This window comes from Rhodoglobus vestalii, assembly GCF_006788895.1.
GTDB classification, from domain to species: Bacteria; Actinomycetota; Actinomycetes; order Actinomycetales; family Microbacteriaceae; genus Rhodoglobus; species Rhodoglobus vestalii.
In genome coordinates this window covers 2,397,141-2,416,034 of record NZ_VFRA01000001.1, presented here as the reverse complement: position 1 = coordinate 2,416,034, position 18,894 = coordinate 2,397,141, and the positions used below count along the sequence as shown (strand labels likewise).

The 18,894-nt window shown below is 59.9% G+C and carries 18 protein-coding genes; 7 read left to right on the top strand and 11 right to left on the bottom strand.

Features of this window, described 5'->3' with window-relative positions; genetic code table 11:
* Positions 1 to 2: 2 nt before the first annotated feature.
* Positions 3 to 425: a hypothetical protein gene (locus FB472_RS11870; protein ID WP_141991066.1), complete on the bottom strand. Its 423-nt coding sequence runs from the start codon at positions 423 to 425 to the stop codon at positions 3 to 5.
* Between the two features lie 180 nt (positions 426 to 605).
* Here FB472_RS11870 and FB472_RS11865 point away from each other — a divergent pair, with 180 nt between their 5' ends.
* The gene (locus FB472_RS11865) at positions 606 to 854 is read left to right on the top strand and encodes a WhiB family transcriptional regulator (protein ID WP_009772809.1); all 249 of its coding nucleotides are present in this window, start codon (positions 606 to 608) and stop codon (positions 852 to 854) included.
* 27 nt (positions 855 to 881) lie between these two features.
* Here FB472_RS11865 and FB472_RS11860 read toward each other — a convergent pair whose 3' ends face one another.
* Genes FB472_RS11860 through FB472_RS11850 form a run of 3 tightly spaced genes read right to left on the bottom strand, consistent with a single transcriptional unit; the run spans position 882 to position 4,272 of the window.
* Positions 882 to 2,381, bottom strand: a complete 1,500-nt coding sequence (locus tag FB472_RS11860; protein WP_141991065.1) for a sensor histidine kinase — start codon at positions 2,379 to 2,381, stop codon at positions 882 to 884.
* 9 nt (positions 2,382 to 2,390) lie between these two features.
* A complete protein-coding gene (locus FB472_RS11855) occupies positions 2,391 to 3,623 on the bottom strand; it encodes a CpaE/TadZ family protein (RefSeq protein ID WP_141991064.1) in 1,233 nt (410 codons plus the stop codon).
* A gap of 1 nt (position 3,624) precedes the next feature.
* Positions 3,625 to 4,272 carry a CpaB family protein gene (locus FB472_RS11850; RefSeq protein WP_246078202.1) on the bottom strand — a complete coding sequence of 216 codons (648 nt, stop codon included), beginning with the start codon at positions 4,270 to 4,272 and terminating at the stop codon, positions 3,625 to 3,627.
* A 119-nt stretch (positions 4,273 to 4,391) separates the two neighbouring features.
* Here FB472_RS11850 and FB472_RS11845 point away from each other — a divergent pair, with 119 nt between their 5' ends.
* On the top strand, positions 4,392 to 4,673 hold the full coding sequence (locus tag FB472_RS11845) for a helix-turn-helix domain-containing protein (protein ID WP_141991062.1): 282 nt from the start codon (positions 4,392 to 4,394) through the stop codon (positions 4,671 to 4,673).
* Between the two features lie 74 nt (positions 4,674 to 4,747).
* On the opposite strand, the gene FB472_RS11840 is transcribed toward FB472_RS11845, so the two are convergent.
* The gene (locus FB472_RS11840; RefSeq protein WP_141991061.1) at positions 4,748 to 5,347 is read right to left on the bottom strand and encodes a hypothetical protein; all 600 of its coding nucleotides are present in this window, start codon (positions 5,345 to 5,347) and stop codon (positions 4,748 to 4,750) included.
* A 150-nt stretch (positions 5,348 to 5,497) separates the two neighbouring features.
* On the opposite strand from FB472_RS11840, the gene FB472_RS11835 reads away from it, so the two are divergent.
* The gene (locus FB472_RS11835) at positions 5,498 to 5,986 is read left to right on the top strand and encodes an Rv3235 family protein (protein WP_141991060.1); all 489 of its coding nucleotides are present in this window, start codon (positions 5,498 to 5,500) and stop codon (positions 5,984 to 5,986) included.
* Between the two features lie 152 nt (positions 5,987 to 6,138).
* Here the strand turns inward: FB472_RS11835 and secA are convergent, their stop codons facing one another.
* The 6 genes from secA to mtrA all read right to left on the bottom strand — a co-directional run bounded on the left by secA (position 6,139) and on the right by mtrA (position 14,696).
* Positions 6,139 to 8,961, bottom strand: a complete 2,823-nt coding sequence (gene secA / locus FB472_RS11830) for a preprotein translocase subunit SecA (protein WP_141991059.1) — start codon at positions 8,959 to 8,961, stop codon at positions 6,139 to 6,141.
* A gap of 160 nt (positions 8,962 to 9,121) precedes the next feature.
* A complete protein-coding gene (gene hpf / locus FB472_RS11825) occupies positions 9,122 to 9,820 on the bottom strand; it encodes a ribosome hibernation-promoting factor, HPF/YfiA family (RefSeq protein WP_021808182.1) in 699 nt (232 codons plus the stop codon).
* Between the two features lie 69 nt (positions 9,821 to 9,889).
* Complete coding sequence (locus tag FB472_RS11820) at positions 9,890 to 10,660, bottom strand: ComF family protein (protein WP_141991058.1); 771 nt, start codon at positions 10,658 to 10,660, stop codon at positions 9,890 to 9,892.
* Positions 10,661 to 10,723: 63 nt separating this feature from the next.
* Positions 10,724 to 12,403 (bottom strand): LpqB family beta-propeller domain-containing protein, encoded by a 1,680-nt coding sequence (locus tag FB472_RS11815; protein WP_141991057.1) that lies wholly within the window; start codon positions 12,401 to 12,403, stop codon positions 10,724 to 10,726.
* Positions 12,400 to 14,010 (bottom strand): MtrAB system histidine kinase MtrB, encoded by a 1,611-nt coding sequence (mtrB, locus tag FB472_RS11810; protein ID WP_021808179.1) that lies wholly within the window; start codon positions 14,008 to 14,010, stop codon positions 12,400 to 12,402. The genes FB472_RS11815 and mtrB overlap by 4 nt, the downstream gene beginning before the upstream one ends.
* Before the next feature lie 5 nt (positions 14,011 to 14,015).
* Positions 14,016 to 14,696: an MtrAB system response regulator MtrA gene (mtrA, locus tag FB472_RS11805; RefSeq protein ID WP_021808178.1), complete on the bottom strand. Its 681-nt coding sequence runs from the start codon at positions 14,694 to 14,696 to the stop codon at positions 14,016 to 14,018.
* 120 nt (positions 14,697 to 14,816) lie between these two features.
* Between mtrA and FB472_RS11800 the strand changes: the two genes are divergently transcribed.
* The 4 genes from FB472_RS11800 to FB472_RS11785 are packed head-to-tail and all read left to right on the top strand — an operon-like array spanning position 14,817 to position 18,892.
* The gene (locus FB472_RS11800; RefSeq protein WP_246078201.1) at positions 14,817 to 15,986 is read left to right on the top strand and encodes a hypothetical protein; all 1,170 of its coding nucleotides are present in this window, start codon (positions 14,817 to 14,819) and stop codon (positions 15,984 to 15,986) included.
* Positions 15,983 to 16,702, top strand: coding sequence for a DUF4129 domain-containing protein (locus FB472_RS11795; protein WP_141991056.1), 720 nt, complete (start codon positions 15,983 to 15,985; stop codon positions 16,700 to 16,702). The genes FB472_RS11800 and FB472_RS11795 overlap by 4 nt, the downstream gene beginning before the upstream one ends.
* Positions 16,699 to 17,877: a DUF4350 domain-containing protein gene (locus FB472_RS11790; protein ID WP_141991055.1), complete on the top strand. Its 1,179-nt coding sequence runs from the start codon at positions 16,699 to 16,701 to the stop codon at positions 17,875 to 17,877. Before FB472_RS11795 ends, FB472_RS11790 begins: the two co-directional genes overlap by 4 nt.
* Positions 17,878 to 17,935: 58 nt before the next feature.
* The gene (locus FB472_RS11785) at positions 17,936 to 18,892 is read left to right on the top strand and encodes an AAA family ATPase (protein ID WP_021808174.1); all 957 of its coding nucleotides are present in this window, start codon (positions 17,936 to 17,938) and stop codon (positions 18,890 to 18,892) included.
* Positions 18,893 to 18,894: the final 2 nt, after the last annotated feature.

The following is an 18,894-nucleotide window of genomic DNA, read 5'->3' as shown; positions in this document are numbered from 1 at the left end:
CGTTACATGCCCTCGGAGCGTGCGGTCTGGAGCAAGACCGGTTTCGTGAATAGCAACGCGAGAACAGCAATCGCGGGAATCAGCAACAACCACCCAATATCGGGGCGCGAAAACACACCCTGAAAACTACCGATTGCCACTGAGATCTGCAGCACCTGCCAAACCACAGCGGCGCCCCGAATCCAGGGCTGACGCCGCAACACGTTAATGCCGATCAACGCCACCCAGATCGCCGCGATGGCGGTCAATACTGTCAGCGCAATAGCGCTCGGATACGACTGCGGCTCCCCGCTCCCCAACTCGAAAATCAGGTAGCCGAGAGCGGCAACGAGAACGGCACTTTCGAGAAATATTATGAGAGCAAGAGCCACCAAATACGGATGCCTGGGGCCCAGTTTTTCATCTGGAACAAGTTCGTCTACCATTCGCTCCCCGTTAAATCACTGTAAAACCATTGCTTTGCTTTGGTCGATATGAGATTCTAGTGGAGGTTGATTTCTGGCTCCCAGTGTTGCGAGCGAGACCCCATATCTCTCACGCTCGACGCCATCAGAGCATATCCTTTGTGCGCTCAAGCATCGCAACACACTGTAAGGAGCAACACCATGGACTGGCGCGATAACGCTGCATGCCTCACTGCTGACCCGGAGCTATTTTTTCCGGTGGGAAACACCGGTCCCGCGGTTGACCAGATCGAAAAAGCAAAAGCCGTCTGCGGCCGTTGCTCTGTCACCGAGATGTGCCTCCAGTACGCTCTCGAGACCAACCAAGACTCTGGCGTCTGGGGCGGCCTCAGCGAAGACGAACGCCGCGCACTCAAGCGTCGCGCCGCACGCGCCCGCCGCGCTTCGTAGCTCGCAGCATTTTCCTCGCCGCTGGGCCTATTTGGAGCGGGTAATCCAGGTCAGCGGAATGTCGATAGTGACTTCGGTTCCGCTGCCCATGAGCGTGTGCCAGTCAATGGTTCCGCTCAGTTCACCCTGAATCAGGGTTCGCACGATTTGGGTGCCGAGTCCCTCGCCCACCTTGCCTTCGCCCAGCCCCACACCGTTGTCGCGCACCTGAACTGTCAGTTTCTCCGCGGTGCGCCGAGCATCAATCTCAACGGTGCCATCGGCTCGACCAGCAAGGCCATGCTCGACCGCATTGGTCACAAGTTCGGTGAGAGCGAGCGCCAGCGGGGTGGCATACTCGCTTGGCAACTCACCAAAACTTCCCACAGATGTTGGGTGCACCGTTGTGTTGTGGCTTGACGCAACCTCGGCAATTAGTTTCAGCACTCGTGCGAAAACTACATCGAAGTCGACGTTCTGATTAAGCCCTTCGGAAAGGGTGTCGTGAACCACCGCAATAGCAGCAACTCTGCGCATCGCATGCCCAAGAGCTTCCCGTGCAACCTCACTATGGGTTCTGCGCGCCTGAATTCTCAGCAACGACGCCACCGTCTGCAGGTTGTTCTTCACACGGTGGTGAATTTCGCGAATTGTCGCATCCTTCGTGATCAGTTCGCGTTCCTGATGCCGCACCTCTGTCACATCGCGGCACAGTACGATCGCACCAACGCGTTCGCCACGGTCGCGGATCGGGATCGCTCGCAACGACACCGTCACACCCCGTGCCTCAATATCGGTGCGCCACGGTGCCCGACCGGTAACCACTAACGGAAGTGACTCATCGACCTCAGGTTGGCCCGCAATGAGGGCGGTGGTGACCTCGGCGAGAGATTCCGCCTCCAGCTCGCCCGAAAAGCCGATGCGGTTGAACGCGGACAGCGCATTCGGGCTCGCAAAGGTAACGAGGCCATCGACATCCAAACGAATCAGGCCATCGGATGCTCGGGGCGCCCCTCGCCGTGGCGATGCAGGGGCATCCATGTCAGGAAAATCTCCGGCAGCGATCATCGCGAAGAGATCCTTCGCGCAGCCATTGAAGGTGAGCTCCTGCCGTGAAGGAGTGCGGGCATCGCCCAAGTTGGTGTGACGGGTCACCACCGCAATGGGGGTTGGGCTGGTTGCATTGCCGGTAGAATTGAGCCGGCGCATAACGGGAACGGCTCGCACTCGAGTGGGCGTTTCTTCGTACCAGGCGGGAGCCGCGGTGTCGACGATGCGAGCAGTCTCGAACGCCTCAGTGACCTGCGCCTGCCATTCGGGCTTAATTTTTTGGCCAACAAAGTCGCGGTAGAAGAGGGTTGCCGAACTGCTGGGTCGTGCATGAGCAACAGCAACAAAGAGATCGTCATCACTCGGCACCCACAACACGATGTCAGCAAATGCGAGGTCGGCGAGCAGTTGCCAGTCGCCGACGAGCATGTGGAGCCATTCAATATCTGCCTCGCTTGAGCGGCCCTGCTCCTGAACGAGATCACTGAGTGTCGACACCTCTACAGATTACCTGCGCGTCAGCATCCTACTGAACCAAGAACGCTGAGGCGGCTGCTCGTGAATTTCGGGCACGAGTCGGGAAGTCACGAGGTCGCGCATCGCCGTTCGAGCCGACGATCGCGGCGCCGCATCCACCAGGGTTTTTCCGCTCAGAACCGCACCGTCAAACCCGGCAAGGTCGTGAGGAACGAGTACCGGATGCTCGATCCCTCCGAACCGCGAGAGCGTCTGGGTCACTTGGCCGTGCGGGTTCAAGCCACTGGCACTCACCCGAACCTTATTCATCACAACGCTTACGTTGCGCGTTGTGACCGTCTCAAGCAGGTCGACATGCGCACGCAAAAATCGCGACAGGCCCACCGGGTCAGCCGCTCCCACCGCGATCACATGGTCAGCCGCACGCACCGCGGTGACGGCAGCGGCATTGCGTCTCGGGGCAAAGAGGTCACTCGAGATCTCTTCGTCGTTCTCAAGACTCGAGCTGGTATCGAGCACTGTGTAGTCCACCCACTGGCGGCACTGTGCGATGGTTGTTGCGACTCTCTCTGCTGAGAGCTCCGGCCACCGACTCGGCCTGCCAATGCCTGTCAGAACCCAGAAGCCGCCCACCGGCGACTCGTAACGTTGCCCGATGCGGGCCAGTTCGTCAGTGCTGAGAGTTTCGGTTGCCGCGAGGCGACACGCTGCAGCAAAACCGGGGGCCTCATCAAGCATTCCCAATGCGGGAGCCACCGAAGCTCCATGGGTGTCGACATCGGCCAGTGCCACACGATACCCGAGGGCAGCAAGCTCGGCGGCAATTGAGATCGCCACCGAAGTTCGGCCGGGCGCCCCTCCTGGACCCCACACGGCGATCACTTGACCAAGGGCACTTCGAACTGTTGACGAGGGTTCAGCACTCCACTGCGACTGCGCAAGCACTGCATCCACCCCCGACCAGCCTGTGGAAGCCTCAACGATGTCATAGAGCCCAAGGTCTGCCGCGTAGCGCTGCTCGCGCTCGGAGCCAGCAACCACAACGAGCCTGACGCCGGCATGATCACACGCAGCGATAAGACGATCAGTGAGGTAGCGGGATTCTGCTGCAACAAGGGCAACGTGCACCTGAGCGCCGGCAACGCGGGAGGCAAGCTCTGGTGCGCTTACAGCGCGCAGAACAACCTCGTGACCGTGATGCGCCGCATCAAACGCAAACTGATCTTCGAGATTTACGGGCATAGCCAGTGCGAACGCGACCATCTCAGCCCTTCGCTGGAAGATTTGCGGGGATTACCGACAGCACGTCGCCGTTGGCCATCGCCTCAAGCAAGCGAGCCACTCGTGAACGGGGAACGAGCAATTCCAGTGCACTGCCACTCGCCGGCGAGACGAGCGAGTCATCCTCAATAAGTCGCACCACGGTAGCGTCGGAGACGATGACTCCCGGAGCGCCATACCCGCCGTCCTCCGTCTCGGCGCTCGCCCAAACATCGACCGAGGCTCCAGACGAAACCGTTTGGGCTAAGCCGCCCTGCGGTGAGACAACCACAGCCGTCAAGGAAAGACCCTCGTGGCTTCCGACCGAGGATGCGGGAATCAGTTCCCCCGCAGCAATCGGCCGAGTTGTGATAAAGCCGTCAGCGGGCAGCTCGCCGCGCCCAATGTAGAACTCTTTCGATTCGTTGAGCCTCACACTGCGAACAACTAAGTCGTCACTCATCACCCGGTCGCCGGGGGTCAATGGTGCGGCAGCGGCGTACACCTCGATCGAGTCGTCTGCCGTGGCGACGAGAGAAACCACGCCCACGATCGACGCGGCAACCAGAACGACGCCGATAGCAAGCCGCGGATCGAGAGCAAGAGCTCGTGCACGAGCTTGAGATTGGGCGCGACCGGAACGGCGGGTCACGGGGAAAACTCGACAGGTCGGGTGTTGATCATGGCACCATAGTTCGGCACTGCTCATATGTAGCGTGAGAGTTATCCACATCGACCCCATTCCGAGCCGCACGAGAGCATAATCGAACTATGAACGCGACCAATTCAGCAGAAGGGCTCGGGCGGTTTCTCAGTCTGGCTGACGCTGCCGAAGTGCTCAGCATCTCTCCGCACGAAGTTCTCAATCTGGTTCGCTCAGGCGAACTCCCCGCAATTCAGGTGGGCAGCAAGGGCCAGTGGCGTATCGAGAACTCCGTACTCGAGTCCTACATCGAGGCACTATATGAAGAGACCCGCAGAATGAGTCTCTGGAACCAGTCTGATATTGCCACGGTCACCGAGGGGAACTTCGGGGAAAAGCGCACGCGCTAGCGCCAGTCCACCAACGCGGCGTGCAGGGTGCCGTGTGCAGCGTTGCCGTGTGTCGTGTGTCGTGTGTCGGACGCTTAGGGTCGCACCAGAGCCACGCTCGAAAAGGGCACGAGGCGGTACTCTGACACTGCTGTTTCGCGCCGCACGGCCCCGCGCTCATGCACCGCAATATCGAGATGATCGCGCCCAACCCGATCGATCGTGCCGTGCACTTCACCGGCAATCAGCAGCAGGGACACCGATCGGCGGCGGCGGCACAGGTCGCGGAGAACATAACTCAGCCCCAAGCGCAGCGACAGGCTCGGATGCCCGCTCGACGGCATCATGACTAAGCTCGGCGTGATCTGAGCCGCACCCAGGGAGATTCCAGCCAGTGCCGCGAACGGAACAATGCAGGGTGCCGGGCGGCCTCCTTCGTCGCAGAGGTCGGCCGACATCCAATCCCGACCAATGGTGGCAGGACGGAGGATCAGTCGCGTGCCCGTGACCAGCACGACTGACAGCGTTAGTGGTGATTGCTCTGAACTGCCGGCGTGTAATGACACGATTCGGTCGCGCATAGTGAGTCGGCCGAGACGTAAGCGTTCGTCTTCTGCATCGACCTCAAGATCGTCAGCCGTTATTTCGTTCTCCAACTGACTTTCGAGGTCGTCAAAAAGTTTGTCCCAACGCATGGGCTGACGGTAGTCGCGAGGGGGTCTAGGAGCGCAATGTTATCCACAATTGAAAATTAGTCATGGACAATTGGCCCAACTCCTGCTTAGGTGTTGTCTACCCCCTAACGGGGGTATACCTAGCCGTCTCGACCGTTTGCCCGGGAGATCATGAGTACCCAGCCACTCCGAAAGCCTCTGCCGAACACCGATGCTGCCCCCGAGCACCGACGGCGCACCGGCACCCTCCCCTCGAAAATTATCCGGCCGCGTTTCGTGCCGGACGAATTTTTTGGTCACCAACCGACCCCGAGCGCGGAACTCCCCGACCCAGCCCCGCTGATCGAGAATCTCACTCGCTGCGTCATCGAAGTGCTTGCGGGTGCCCGAGATCTCGATCAAATTGCGCGGTGGGTCACCGACGATGTCTACCGTCACCTCCTCAAGCGCACAGTCTTATCAGCTCGTGCTCGCCGCGCGAAGGGCCAACCCATCACGCGACCAAGTTTCACCATGGGATCGATCCGTCTGTGCGAACCCCGCGATGGTGCCGTCGAAGCGGTGGTGATTGTGCGCGGCCGAGCACGCACTCGTGCCGTGGCAGTGCGCCTCGAAGGGCTCGACAAGCGCTGGCGGGCTACAGCTATTAACGTCTTATAGCTGCAGAATCACGACCGCACACCGACCACCGAAGATCGGCTGCCGAAGACTGATTAGCGCACGAACGATGGATGCCCCACTCAACACGTGAGTGGGCCATCCATCGTTCACATCCAGCCTTCAGTCGCTGGATCGGGTTTCAGAGCAAGCGACTACTTCTTGCGCTTCTCTTGTGCGCGACGCTGCGATCGGTTGAGAGGAGCGTCAGCTGCTGCCCCCTCCGGGCGTTGGCCGAATGCTCCGCGAGGGCCGCCCTGAGCTGACTGTGCCTGCTGAAGCTGCTGCTGAGGGGCAGTTTGCTGACTCTGGCGCTGCTGCGCACGCGCGGACGCGGCGCGCTCAACTTGGCCACGCTCATTACGAACCTCTACTTCGCCCGCAGCATCGGCGCTGGGTGCCGAGTAGCTGAGAGCGGCGGACGAGTCGCCGGCTGCTTCCAGCCCTCGTGCCTGAACGGTCGTGGATTCTCCACCGCCGCTGACCTTCACCTCAAGGTTGAACAAGAAGCCAACTGACTCTTCGCGAATCTGGCCCATCATGGTCTGGAAAAGAGCGAACCCTTCGCGCTGATACTCAATGAGCGGGTCACGCTGTGCCATCGCACGCAGACCGATTCCATCTTTCAGGTAGTCCATCTCATAGAGGTGATCTCGCCAACGACGATCAATCACGCTGAGAACAACGCGACGCTCAAGCTCGCGCATTGCGGTTTCACCGAGCTGCTGTTCGCGGCGCTCATAGGCGATTGCGGCGTCTGAATGGATCTCCTTGGCAATGAACGCGCTCGTTAGCTTGCCACGCGCACCGCCCTCGGTAAGAACCTCGTCTACCGTAATACCGATCGGGTACATCGTCTTGAGTTCGGTCCAGAGGGCGTCAAAGTCCCATTCCTCTGAGTGCCCGTCTGCGGTGTGAACATCGACGACCTCGGTCACAACGCCGGTCAGGAAGTGCTGAACTCGGTCCTTCAAATCATCACCCTCGAGGATGTGACGGCGATCGCCATAAATAGCTTCACGCTGGCGATTCAACACATCGTCATACTTGAGAACGTTCTTGCGGATCTCTGCGTTGCGAGATTCGACCTGTGCCTGAGCACTGCGGATAGCGCGGCTCACGACTTTGGACTCAATCGCGAGGTCGTCGGGCACAGTCGAGCGCCCCATAAGAGCTTCGGCAGCGCCGCTGTTGAACAGACGCATGAGGTCATCCTGAAGTGAAAGGTAGAACCGGCTCTCACCGGGGTCACCTTGACGACCGGAACGACCACGCAGCTGATTATCGATGCGGCGCGATTCGTGGCGTTCGGTGCCCAAAACGTAGAGGCCACCAACATCCACAACCTTTTTAGCCTCTTTCTCGACCTCGGCCTTGACGTTGGCGAAGACATCATCCCACGCGTCCTCGTAGTCATCCGGGGTCTCGGTGGGGTTGAGTTCGCGGCTGTTCATCTCGGCAACAGCCAAAAATTCGGCGTTTCCGCCGAGCATGACGTCTGTTCCACGGCCTGCCATGTTTGTTGCGACGGTGACGGAGCCCAAACGACCGGCTTGCGCCACAATGGCGGCCTCGCGAGCGTGGTTCTTTGCATTCAGAACCTCATGCTTGACGCCCTTCTTGGCAAGCATCCGCGACAGCAATTCGCTCTTCTCGACACTGGTAGTTCCTACCAGAACAGGCTGACCAACTTCGTGCCGCTTAGCGATATCGGCAACCACCTGCTCAAACTTCGACTGCTCGTTCTTATAGATCAGGTCGGATTGGTCGATGCGCTGCATTGGCCGGTTTGTTGGAATCGCGACCACACCAAGCTTGTACGTCGACATGAATTCGGCGGCTTCGGTCTCCGCTGTACCGGTCATTCCCGACAGCTTGCTGTAGAGGCGGAAGTAATTTTGCAGAGTAACCGTCGCCAACGTCTGGTTCTCCGCTTTAACGGCGACGCCCTCCTTGGCTTCAATCGCCTGGTGAATGCCCTCGTTATACCGACGGCCCTGAAGGATGCGACCGGTGTGCTCGTCAACGATCAGCACTTCGCCGTTCATCACAACGTAGTCCTTGTCTTTCTTGAAGAGAGCGCGAGCCTTAATCGAGTTATTCAAGAACGAGATCAGTGGCGTGTTGGCGGACTCGTAAAGGTTGTCAATACCGAGATAATCTTCGACCTTCTCAATACCGGGTTCGAGAACGCCGACGGTGCGCTTCTTCTCGTCCACCTCGAAATCAACTTCTGGGATGAGCTTTTTGGCCAGATTGGAGAACTCCGTGAACCACCGGTTCGCTTCGCCCGATGACGGCCCAGAAATGATCAGCGGCGTACGAGCCTCATCGATCAGGATCGAGTCGACCTCGTCGACAACAGCGAAGTAGTGACCACGCTGCACCATGTCGCTCGCCTGCCATGCCATGTTGTCGCGCAGGTAGTCGAAACCAAACTCGTTGTTGGTTCCATAGGTGATGTCAGCGGCGTACTGTTCGCGACGTTCCACAGGGTTTTGGCCCGAGACGATACACCCGGTCGTCATTCCGAGGGCACGGAAGATGCGCCCCATGAGCTCTGACTGGTAGCTGGCCAAGTAGTCGTTTACGGTGATCACGTGGACACCCTGCGCAGCGATCGCGTTGAGGTATGCCGCCAATGTGGCAACCAGAGTTTTGCCCTCACCGGTCTTCATCTCGGCAATGTTGCCGAGATGCAGCGCTGCACCACCCATCAGCTGGACCTCAAAGTGGCGCATTCCCAGCGTGCGGCTGGCAGCTTCACGTACGGCGGCAAACGCCTCCGGCAGCAGGTCGTCAAGTGACTCACCGGCGGCGTAGCGCTCGCGCAGTTCTACCGTCTCGTGTTTGAGCTCATCATCGGTCAGAGTCTTGAAGTCTTCCTCAAGGTGATCGACCGCCTGCGCGTAGCCTTTCAAGCGTCGACGAAGTCGACCCTCGCCCACACGAAGTGCGCGTTCTAAAACATTTGCCACCGAATACTCCCATTCTTGTCGGACGGGTCCGACCCTGGCACTGCTCGACGAGGCGCAGCTTCTAGACGCTTACGTCGCGGCAACGCGGTGCATGCATTCAGCGCGCAGCCGCGTTACCGATTCGTAATCGTATCAAGTTCAGGCCCAAAAATTGGTGTGCTTAGCCCGCGGCGACTCGACGCTTGCGCGAACGCCCACCCTGAGCCGCCTCTTCAGCCATCTCTTCCAAGCTAATCACACCGTAATCCCAGCCTTTGCGACGGTAAACCACACTGGGGCGGTCGGTTTGACTATCCACAAAGAGGAAGAAGTCATGACCGACCAATTCCATGTGGTCAAGTGCTTCCTCGACCGTCATATGACTGGATGGGAACACCTTGCGGCGAATTACCACGGGTGAATAGTCATCGTCACCGGGCTCGGGTTCAGAGTTCTGAGTTGGCACTACCCCGGTAGTAACGCTCTCAATCACATCGGGACTGGCTGGAGTGATGTCAACGACAGCGAAGCCGCCAGCACTAGCCTCGCGCAGCGACGTGGGGCGATGATTGCCGCGGTGCACCTTCTTGCGGTCGAGGGACTGGCGAATGCGCTCGATGAGCTTGCCCATAGCCAGATCGAAAGCAACATACTTATCTGAGCCAGCAGATTCCGCTCGAACCAGCGGTCCTGGTCCAATCAACGTCAACTCAACACGATCATCCCCACTCGACCCTTTGGTCTCGTGGTGCCGGCTTACCTTGATCTCGAAGGCAATCGCCTTGTCAGCGAGGCGAGCGACTTTCTCAGACTTTTCAATCGCGTACTCACGGAAACGATCCGTGACTCCTACATTTCGTCCGTTGACGGTGATTTCCACGGCGACCTCCTAGCCATCATGCGCGGCCGCCTCGTGAGGCAGCTTTTGTTGCGCGCCCTTTTCCATAACTTAGTCCTCGCCGCTGGCAAAGTCACGAGACGCTCCGGTTCTGGGGGTGAACCCGATGGTTGCCGCGGCGATCACCGTGCCACCGGCAGCAGAAATTGCCCGCGCAGCCTCGTCGATCGTGGCTCCGGTCGTGAGCACATCATCCACAATGATGACCCGGGTTGACCCAAGCCAGCGCGTCGCGACGAACGCCCCCTGCACATTTATGGCGCGCTGCTGAGCCCCGAGATGCTTCTGACTCGCCGTCTTTTTGACGGCGCGCAGTATTGGCTGATGGCGGATTCCCGCAGCGCCGAGCACAAGCTTCAGGGGGTCGTAACCACGGGAACGAAAGGCGCGCTTGCTCGTGGGAACAGCAACGATAAGAGCTGCAGCTTCTCCTCGACCACCGCCAATCGACTCGGCATTGGTGTCGGCGGTTGTGTCGGCGATGGCGCGGTGAAGCGCGGGCGCTAGCAGTCGCGCCAGCGACCGGGCTTGGTCGGTGCGATGCTGATTTTTGAATGCAAGCAGAACTCTGCGCACCACCGCTTCGTACCGCACAGCGGCGTACACACGCACGTGCTGGGGAGTTGAGTGGATCGTGGGCACCGCAACCAGACTGCGAGCGCACTCGGGGCAGAGCGCTCGATCGGGAGTCTCGCATCCAGCGCATTCGACGGGCATCACCACTGCCCACGCGTCGCGCACAGCCTCGCGCATGACCACCCCGAGCCACCCGTGCCACCCGCGAGGAGTGCGATCGCGTTCGCGTGGCGGTGGTGGTGTCATACCTCTCAGCGTGCACGCCCGCTCCCGGCACGCTGAGCGCCGCGAGTAATCGGTGGAGAAAAGTTATTGCTGCACAGCCAGGTAGGAGGCGTCAAGGCCCGTGCGCGCCCATTCTTGGCTCCCCTGCGGGCGCCAAACTTCGCCTTCGGCCAGAAGCCTGAGTGAATCCGTGTTGGTTCCGGTGCTCACCAACTGTCGTGCGCCATCGACAGTGCCCAAATTTTGGCTGGGCCCACCGAGGCTGAACGCCGTGGCCACAACAGACTCATCGGTTGCCGACAGGGTGGCTACGGCGCTTGACCCCACCCACGCCGCATCAATGGGCACACCAAATCGGGCCGGTAGCACGATCGGTTCGACGAGCTGAATGGGAACGTTGCCCTGTTGCCGCACAATTCCATACACGAGCAGCTGCGGGCCCGACGGTGACGAGAGATACACGAGCAGGCGCGCACCGTCTCGCGAAACATCCAGCGAAACAATCTCTGAGTCTGCCGGCAAGGATGACTGGATCGCATGCTCAGTGCCGTCTACCTCGAAGGTGGACAGTGATGCGGCATTCGACCGCTCTGCCGACCAAATGAAGCGGAAGGGGTCAAGCGAGGGTGCGGTAAGACCGGGGCGATCGTCAACGATGCGGGGCGAGGCTCCAAGCGAAGCAAAGTAGGCAGCGCCATCACCGGCCAAATAGGCGACGGAAAGTCTGTCGGACGACAGCGCGACGGCGCTTGCCCCCGCGGCGGTGACAACAGTGCTCAGCTCACTGATCTTGCTCAGCCCGTCATTGGTATTAAATCCAAATTCGCTCGCTGTTCCGACCACCAATGGTCCGCTCGGGGTCGGCTCGATGACGGCGGCGGTCTGGCCGGAGCTTGAGGTCTCCAACTCACGCCCGTCAACAGTCAGCACCACAATCGGAGTGTGCAGCGTCGCAGACAGCTGTTGCCGCATACGCTCGCGAGCCACCGCATTGGCCGACAGTGCCTCCGTACTGAGGTCGACGACAGCACGACCACTGGTCACGCTGCCAGCATTACCCAACGTGGTTGCTGCCGGGAATGCGGTCAGTACGACACCCTGTTGAAGCCACGGCGAATCAGCCAAAAGTAGAGCTTGAACCGCGCGCGATTGAGAGGATTGGCGCGCAGGAAACCACCGCAGATCGGGGATCAGATAGGAAAAACTGGGGTCGAAATAGTAGAGCACCTGTTCTTCGAAGCTCACTTCGAATCCGTTGCTCGACAGGACGACTCCCGGCGGGGCTGAGGCGATTCGCCACTCACCGTCTTGACGTTCGAATTCAAACGTGAGCGTTTGCGATGCCGGTGTTCGCAACTCTGTGTAGACCCCGCGCTGATCTACGACTGCCTGCGCGGAAAATGAGTAGGTGACCGTATCGTCGTCGAGTGTTGGCGAAATGGCTGGGAGCTTGTCGCGTTCGCGAATGGTTGCGCTCGCCGCGGGCTCCCACGATTCGCCCATTGCTCGCGTCAAAAACTCTTTCGCCACTGAGTATTCGCGTGAGGGGGCACGCACGGCGTTCATAAAGTCGGTGAGAATCTGCTCCTGAGTCGACCCCGCGACGGGCCCCTCAGCCACAATTTCGTACTTGGGGTCAATCTGAGCATCGATGAGCGGCCCCGACGCAACCTCACCAGACAGAGGAACCCCAACACATCCAGCGAGAGCAACCATTACGAGGCCCGCACCGGCAAATGTCATCAGCCGCGATATTTTCGTCATTCGCCTTCCCCCAACCGCGGCACTTCGTCGCTCGGTGGGAGCTCGAGCGGCGAAGACCGTAATTCGATTCCCGGAGCGCGGGGGATCGTGAGTCGAAAGCATGAGCCGCTGTCTCCATCCGACCACACTTCAAGCCAACCGCCATGCAACACCGCATCTTCGAGAGCGATCGCCAGTCCAAGCCCTGTGCCCCCGGTAGTTCGCTGCCGCGACGGGTCCGCCCGCCAGAACCGGTCAAAGACGCGCTCCAGAGCGGCAGAGCTCATGCCGACGCCATAGTCGCGCACGGCAATCGCTACCGCATCCTGATCGCTGTCGACCCAGACAACGATTGGCAGCCCCTCGCCATGGTCGATCGCATTGCTCACCAAGTTCTGCAGAACACGTCGGATGCGGCGCGGGTCGACATCGGCTTCACAGTAGCCGCCGGGGGCCACTAGCCGCAGTTCTGAGCCCTTGCTTGCCGCGAGCGACGAAAGGCTCTCGAGCGCGTCTTCAACGAGCCGCACGAGGTTAGTCGGTTCCGTCTCCATGTCGACGGCACCCGAATCGTAGCGACTCATTTCAAGCAGATCCGCTAACAGCAGTTCGAAGCGCTCAACCTGGGTATGCAACAGTTCTGCGGTGCGGGCCGTGGCCGGCGAAAAACTCTCCCTTTGGTCATACAGCACATCCCCCGCAAGCCGAATTGTGGTGAGGGGGGTGCGCAACTCGTGGGAGACGTCGGAGACAAATCGTTGCTGCACTTGAGAAAGTGCGGCAAGTCGGGTGATTTGCTGTTGCATGCTTGTGGCCATGCCATTGAAGGAGCGCGCCAAAGTGGCGATCACATCGTCACCCTGCACCGGGATGCGCACCTGAAGTTCACCCGCCGCCAAGCGCTGGCTCGTCTCCGCCGCAAGCTTTACCGGGGCCACAACGAGTCGCACAACAAGGTAGGTCACAGCTCCGATGAGCGCAAGAAGCGCAAAGCCACCTAGGCCGAGCGTCTGCTGGACAACAACCAATGTGTCTTGAGTATCGCTGATGTCGTATACGAGATATAGCTCGTATTGAGCCCCCCGAATATCAAGTGTTGATCCGACAACAAGCCCAGGGTTGACCGACCCATCGGTCGGCTGGGTGAGAGCCACCGACTGCCAGTAGGTGCGCTGCTCGGTCGAATCAGCAACAACGTCTCTGAGTTCTTGTGAGATGAGCACATCAGAGGCCAACCCCTGCGACTGAACATCTGAGGGCACCCGAGCACCCTCCTGGCCGGGGCTCCGCAAAATGGCGTAGCTGGTGCCGCCGGTACTGGATGCCACACTCTCGATGACCCCGGCCGCGTCACGCAGCATGATGTCGAGGTCTTCGAGCCCGATCCCTTCGTCTGCGGCATCAAAAACTTGTTGCCCAGCAAGAGTGGCGTTGGCTGAAGTTCGGGTGAGTTGATCGCGACTGGCGTCAAACAGGTTGGCCCCGACGCTCAGCGACATGTAACCCGCGATGACGGCCACAGCAACGGATGACAGCAGCACCGTGATTGCCACCGTGCGCAACTGGAGCGACGAGCGCCACAGAGCGGCGAGCCGCTGCACCCCCTCGCGCCAGTCGAAATCGCGCATTCTCGCTACGCGCTGCTGCCGGCGCGGTAACCAACACCGCGAACCGTCATCACAATCTTCGGGTTATCCGGGTCTTCTTCGACCTTGGCGCGCAACCGCTGCACGTGCACATTCACTAGGCGCGTATCCGCCTTGTAGTGATAGCCCCACACCTGCTCAAGCAACATTTCGCGAGTAAACACCTGCTCGGGCTTCATCGCCAAGGCGAGCAACAGTTCGAATTCGAGCGGAGTCAGATTAATTTTGGTTTCCCCGCGGCGAAGCTCGTGACCCGTAATATCGAGTTCGAGGTCGCCAATCGTGAGAGTTCCGGTTGCTGCGTCACTTGCGGGACGCAGACGAGTGCGCACACGAGCGACAAGTTCTTTGGGATTGAAAGGCTTAACGACGTAGTCGTCAGCTCCACTCTCTAAGCCCTTCACGACATCCGCTGTGTCACCTTTTGCGGTGAGCATAATGATGGGCACACCCGATTCTTCGCGGATTCGAGCACAAACTTCGATGCCATCAACACCGGGCAGCATCAAATCGAGCAGCACCAAATCGGGCGCTGCCGACTTGAAAGCGTCGTACGCCAACGCCCCGTCTTGGCAAAAAAATGGCTCATAACCTTCGGTACGTAGAACGATTCCGATCATCTCTGCCAAGGCAGTGTCATCATCGACTACAAGAATTCGTGGGTTCACGTGTCCTCGATACTTTCTAGCTCTCGGGCTAACAGAGTGAGAAGCTTTCGCATAAGAGTAGTCGAGTGTGAAAGCATGATGGCGATTGAATACATACACTTCAACATTCGAGGGTGAGACGTGAGCAATAACAGTCCATGGCAATCGCCAGATAGTACGGGCGCAAGCACCGAGCCAGACCCCTACACGACGCCGGGATCGCCGCAACTCGCGGCATCCTCCGCGAGTTGGACCCCACCGCCCAAGCCAGGCCTGATCCCCCTGCGGCCGATGACCCTCGGCACAATCCTCTCAGCGTCGCTGATGGTCTTGCGCCGCAATCCTCGGCCCATTTTTGGGCTCTCGCTGGTCATCATGGGCATCGTCACGGTGCTCTCGCTCGTGTTGGTTGGAATCATTACCGTCTCCGGTATCGATCGCACCCTCAGCGCGAGTGAAGCAGACTCTGCGACCATCGAAGCAGGCGCAACCGCGGGCGTCATTCTTGCCGCACTCTTCGTGGTAGCACTCTCGCTGGTTGGCGGGTCAATCTTGCAAGGAATCGTTTCCCTCGAAGTTGCCCGTGGCGCCGTCGGCGAAAAATTGCGGCTGCGCGGGCTGTGGAACGCCGCCAAAGGTCGGATAGGGGCCCTCATCGGCTGGTCTGCGCTTGTGGCACTGGCGATGTTCATCGGCATCATCGTTTTTACCCTGATCTCGGCACTCTTCTTTGCAATCGGAGGCACCGCGGGAACCATCATCGGTGTGCTCACCGTCCTGGCCAGCATCGTTGGCGGGTTGGCCCTCACCGCGTGGTTGGGCACATTCTTAGCTCTGGTGCCGAGCGCTCTGATGATCGAACGATTGACTCTCAGTCGCGCGATCCGCCGCTCCTGGTCTCTGGTCTCGGGAAGCTTCTGGCGCATCTTCGGCATCCTCGCCCTCATCATCGTGATTGTGCAGACCGTGGCCAGCGTTGTGACCGCGCCACTGGGTTTCATCGCCGGCCTCGGCATCAGTTTGCTCAACCCCACCGGCAACGAAGCCGCCGCATTCGCCGCCTTTGTCGGGCTCTACATTCTGACAATGGTGATATCGGTGGCGATCGGAGCCGTCACGATCATTATTCAGTCCGCCGCCCCCGCGCTGCTCTACATCGATCTGCGAATGCGCAAAGAAGGATTCGACCTTGAACTAACGCGCTTTGTCGAAGCACGTAACACCGGTGACACGTCAGTGCCCGATCCCTATGTCACCAACGACAGCAGAGCACAGCGCTCGGCCGAGCCTTCGCCATACACGGCTCCATGATCCTAACGACGCTCACGTCAACCGCATCGACGGGTTCGTTCCCGTGGCTCGCTGGCTCGTTCCGCCGGCTCGCTGGCACGGTGACTCATGAGGTGCCCGTTGCGCCCGATTCGGATCAAGCAACCGAGTGGCTCCTCTCCGAGCTCTCGAAAGCTCCCTATCAGGCGGCCAAGCCCACACTGTTCGACCGCATCTCCAAAGCCTTCAGTGATTGGCTTGAATCGCTGACCGTTGGCGGCGGCAATACCGTCCCCACGCTTGTACTCGTGGTTCTCATCGCGCTTGTTGCAATCGCCATCATCGCCGCTATCGTCGTCTACGGGCTGCCTCGCCTCAACCGCAAGAGCAGGCACGAACAGATACTGTTCGGCGAAACTGACTATCGGACTGCAGCGCAACTCCGCGAAGCCGCCGAAAAAGCGGCGGCAAGCGAAGACTTTGCCAGCGCGATCGCAGACATGTTTCGCTCAATCGCACGCGGGCTCTCGGAACGCACTCTCGTCGCCATGACACCCGGCACGACGGCGCACGGCTTCGCAGCTCAGGCCTCGCGTGCCCTCCCAGAGTGCGCAGCTGAACTAGCAAGCAGCGCTGACATCTTTGACCGTGTGCGGTATATGCGCAAGCCCGCTACCCGCGCTCAGTACGACGAACTTCGAGCGGTAGAATTGAGCGTTCGAGCAGCCAAACCCATCCTCGATGAGGCCACGCTGTGAGCACACCAACCGTCATCACCCCCCGCATCCGCACCACTCTCAAGCGTGCACTCTTCTGGATCATCGCCGCCGCGTTCCTGCTCAGCGTGGCACTGGTGAGCTTGACCACGGTAGGAACAGCAGTCGAGGGCCCACCCCTCGATCCCACAAGCCCCCGTGAATCCGGAACGCTGGCACTCGCCGAGGTGTTGCGTGATCAAGGCGTTGAGGTGACGGTCACTGCCTCCCTGAATGACACTCGGGAGGCCATTGCCGAAACCGGTGAGAGCACCCTTTTCTTCAGCAACTTTGAGGGCTATCTCACCGACAGCCAGGTTGAAGAGGCAGCCGGACTTGCCCGCACAGTCGTACTCGCAGAACCCGACCTTGCGGCTCTCCTTGCCGTCGCGCCCGAGGTTGCGCAGGCTGGCGCCAGCAGCGGCACCGTAACGACAGCCTGCGCGCCACCCCTCGTACCAACAGCCGCAGAAATCACGGCGGGCCCGTCCAATCTTCGCGTCATCGATACCGATGCCGACGCCACCGCCTGCTATGGAAACGACGACGACGGTTTTGGCCTCATCTCCCTTAATCGAGGCACGACCGAGCTGCTGCTGATCGGCGCAACCGATGCCCTCACCAATGGCGACATCGCGCTGGCCGATAACGCCGCGTTTGCCCTCCAGCTGCTCGGCCAACACGATTCGCTCATCTGGTACACGCCCAGCTTTGTGGATGTTTCCGGGAGCGGTGAGGTTCAAACCTTTGACGAGCTCGCACCAGACTGGGTGCTTCCCGCAGTGTGGCTCACCATTCTTACCCTTCTGACGGCGGCACTATGGCGAGGCCGCAGATTTGGGCCTCTCGTCATCGAGAAACTGCCCGTGACCGTGCGCTCAAGCGAAACAATGCAGGGCCGTGCTCGGCTGTATGAAAAAACTGCGGCGCGACTTCACACGCTCGACGCGCTGCGCATTGGATCATTGCGGCGACTGGCCGCGCTGTGTGGCATGGCGAGCACAGCATCCGTCGACGACGTCATCAACCGAATTGGGCCCCTCATCACTCAACCCGTCGCACAGCTGCGGACGCTGCTGGTTGATGCCAGCCCCACCAGCGACGGGGAGTTGCTGGCACTTTCGGATGAACTGCTCTCGCTTGAACAGCGTGTAGAGCGCGCGATCCGCCCCACCTAATACTGACCACCACCCAGACCAGAGCACCACCCAGCCAGAGATAGAGAAGAATCGAGATATGACTGACGAGCAACTGCGGCACGCATTCACTCAACTCCGCACCGAAGTAGGCAAGGCCGTTGTCGGTCAGGATGCTGCGGTCACCGGGCTCACCATCGCGCTACTCACGGGCGGTCACGTACTGCTTGAGGGCGTTCCCGGTGTCGCAAAAACGCTCCTGGTCCGCACCCTCAGCCGAGCGCTGCAGCTTGACACCAAACGAGTGCAATTCACCCCGGACCTGATGCCCGGCGATGTCACCGGTTCGCTGGTGTACGACTCCAAATCGGGTGAGTTCGAGTTTCGCAAAGGGCCAGTGTTCACGAACATTCTTCTGGCAGATGAGATCAACCGCACACCGCCCAAGACGCAATCATCGCTGCTCGAGGCGATGGAAGAGCGGCAAGTCTCTGTCGACGGACAGTCACTGAAGTTGCCCGTGCCGTTCATGGTGGCTGCAACGATGAACCCCATCGAATACGAGGGCACCTATACGTTGCCCGAAGCCCAGCTTGACCGCTTCCTGCTCAAGCTCGTGCTCGATCTTCCCGAGCGCGATGCTGAGATCGAAGTGCTCACACGCCATGCTGCGGGCTTCAACCCCCGCGACCTCGCCGCTGCCGGGGTTACCCCGGTGCTCGATGCTGCCATGCTCGCTTCCGCGCAAGCCGCTGTGGCTCAGGTGGGGGCAAGCCCCGATGTCATCGCCTACGCTGTCGACCTTGCGCGGGCAACACGTCACAGCCCGTCGGTAAAGCTTGGCGTGAGCCCCCGTGGCGCGATCGCGCTCATCTCCGCCGCAAAGGCCTGGGCTTGGCTCACTGGCGCCGATTCAATTACCCCTGACCATGTTCAGAGCATGGTGCTGCCGGTGCTTCGCCATCGCATTCAGTTGCGACCAGAAGCCGAGCTTGAAGGTGTCTCCTCGGATGTCATTCTGCGATCGATTGTGCAACAAGTGCAGGTTCCGATCTAACA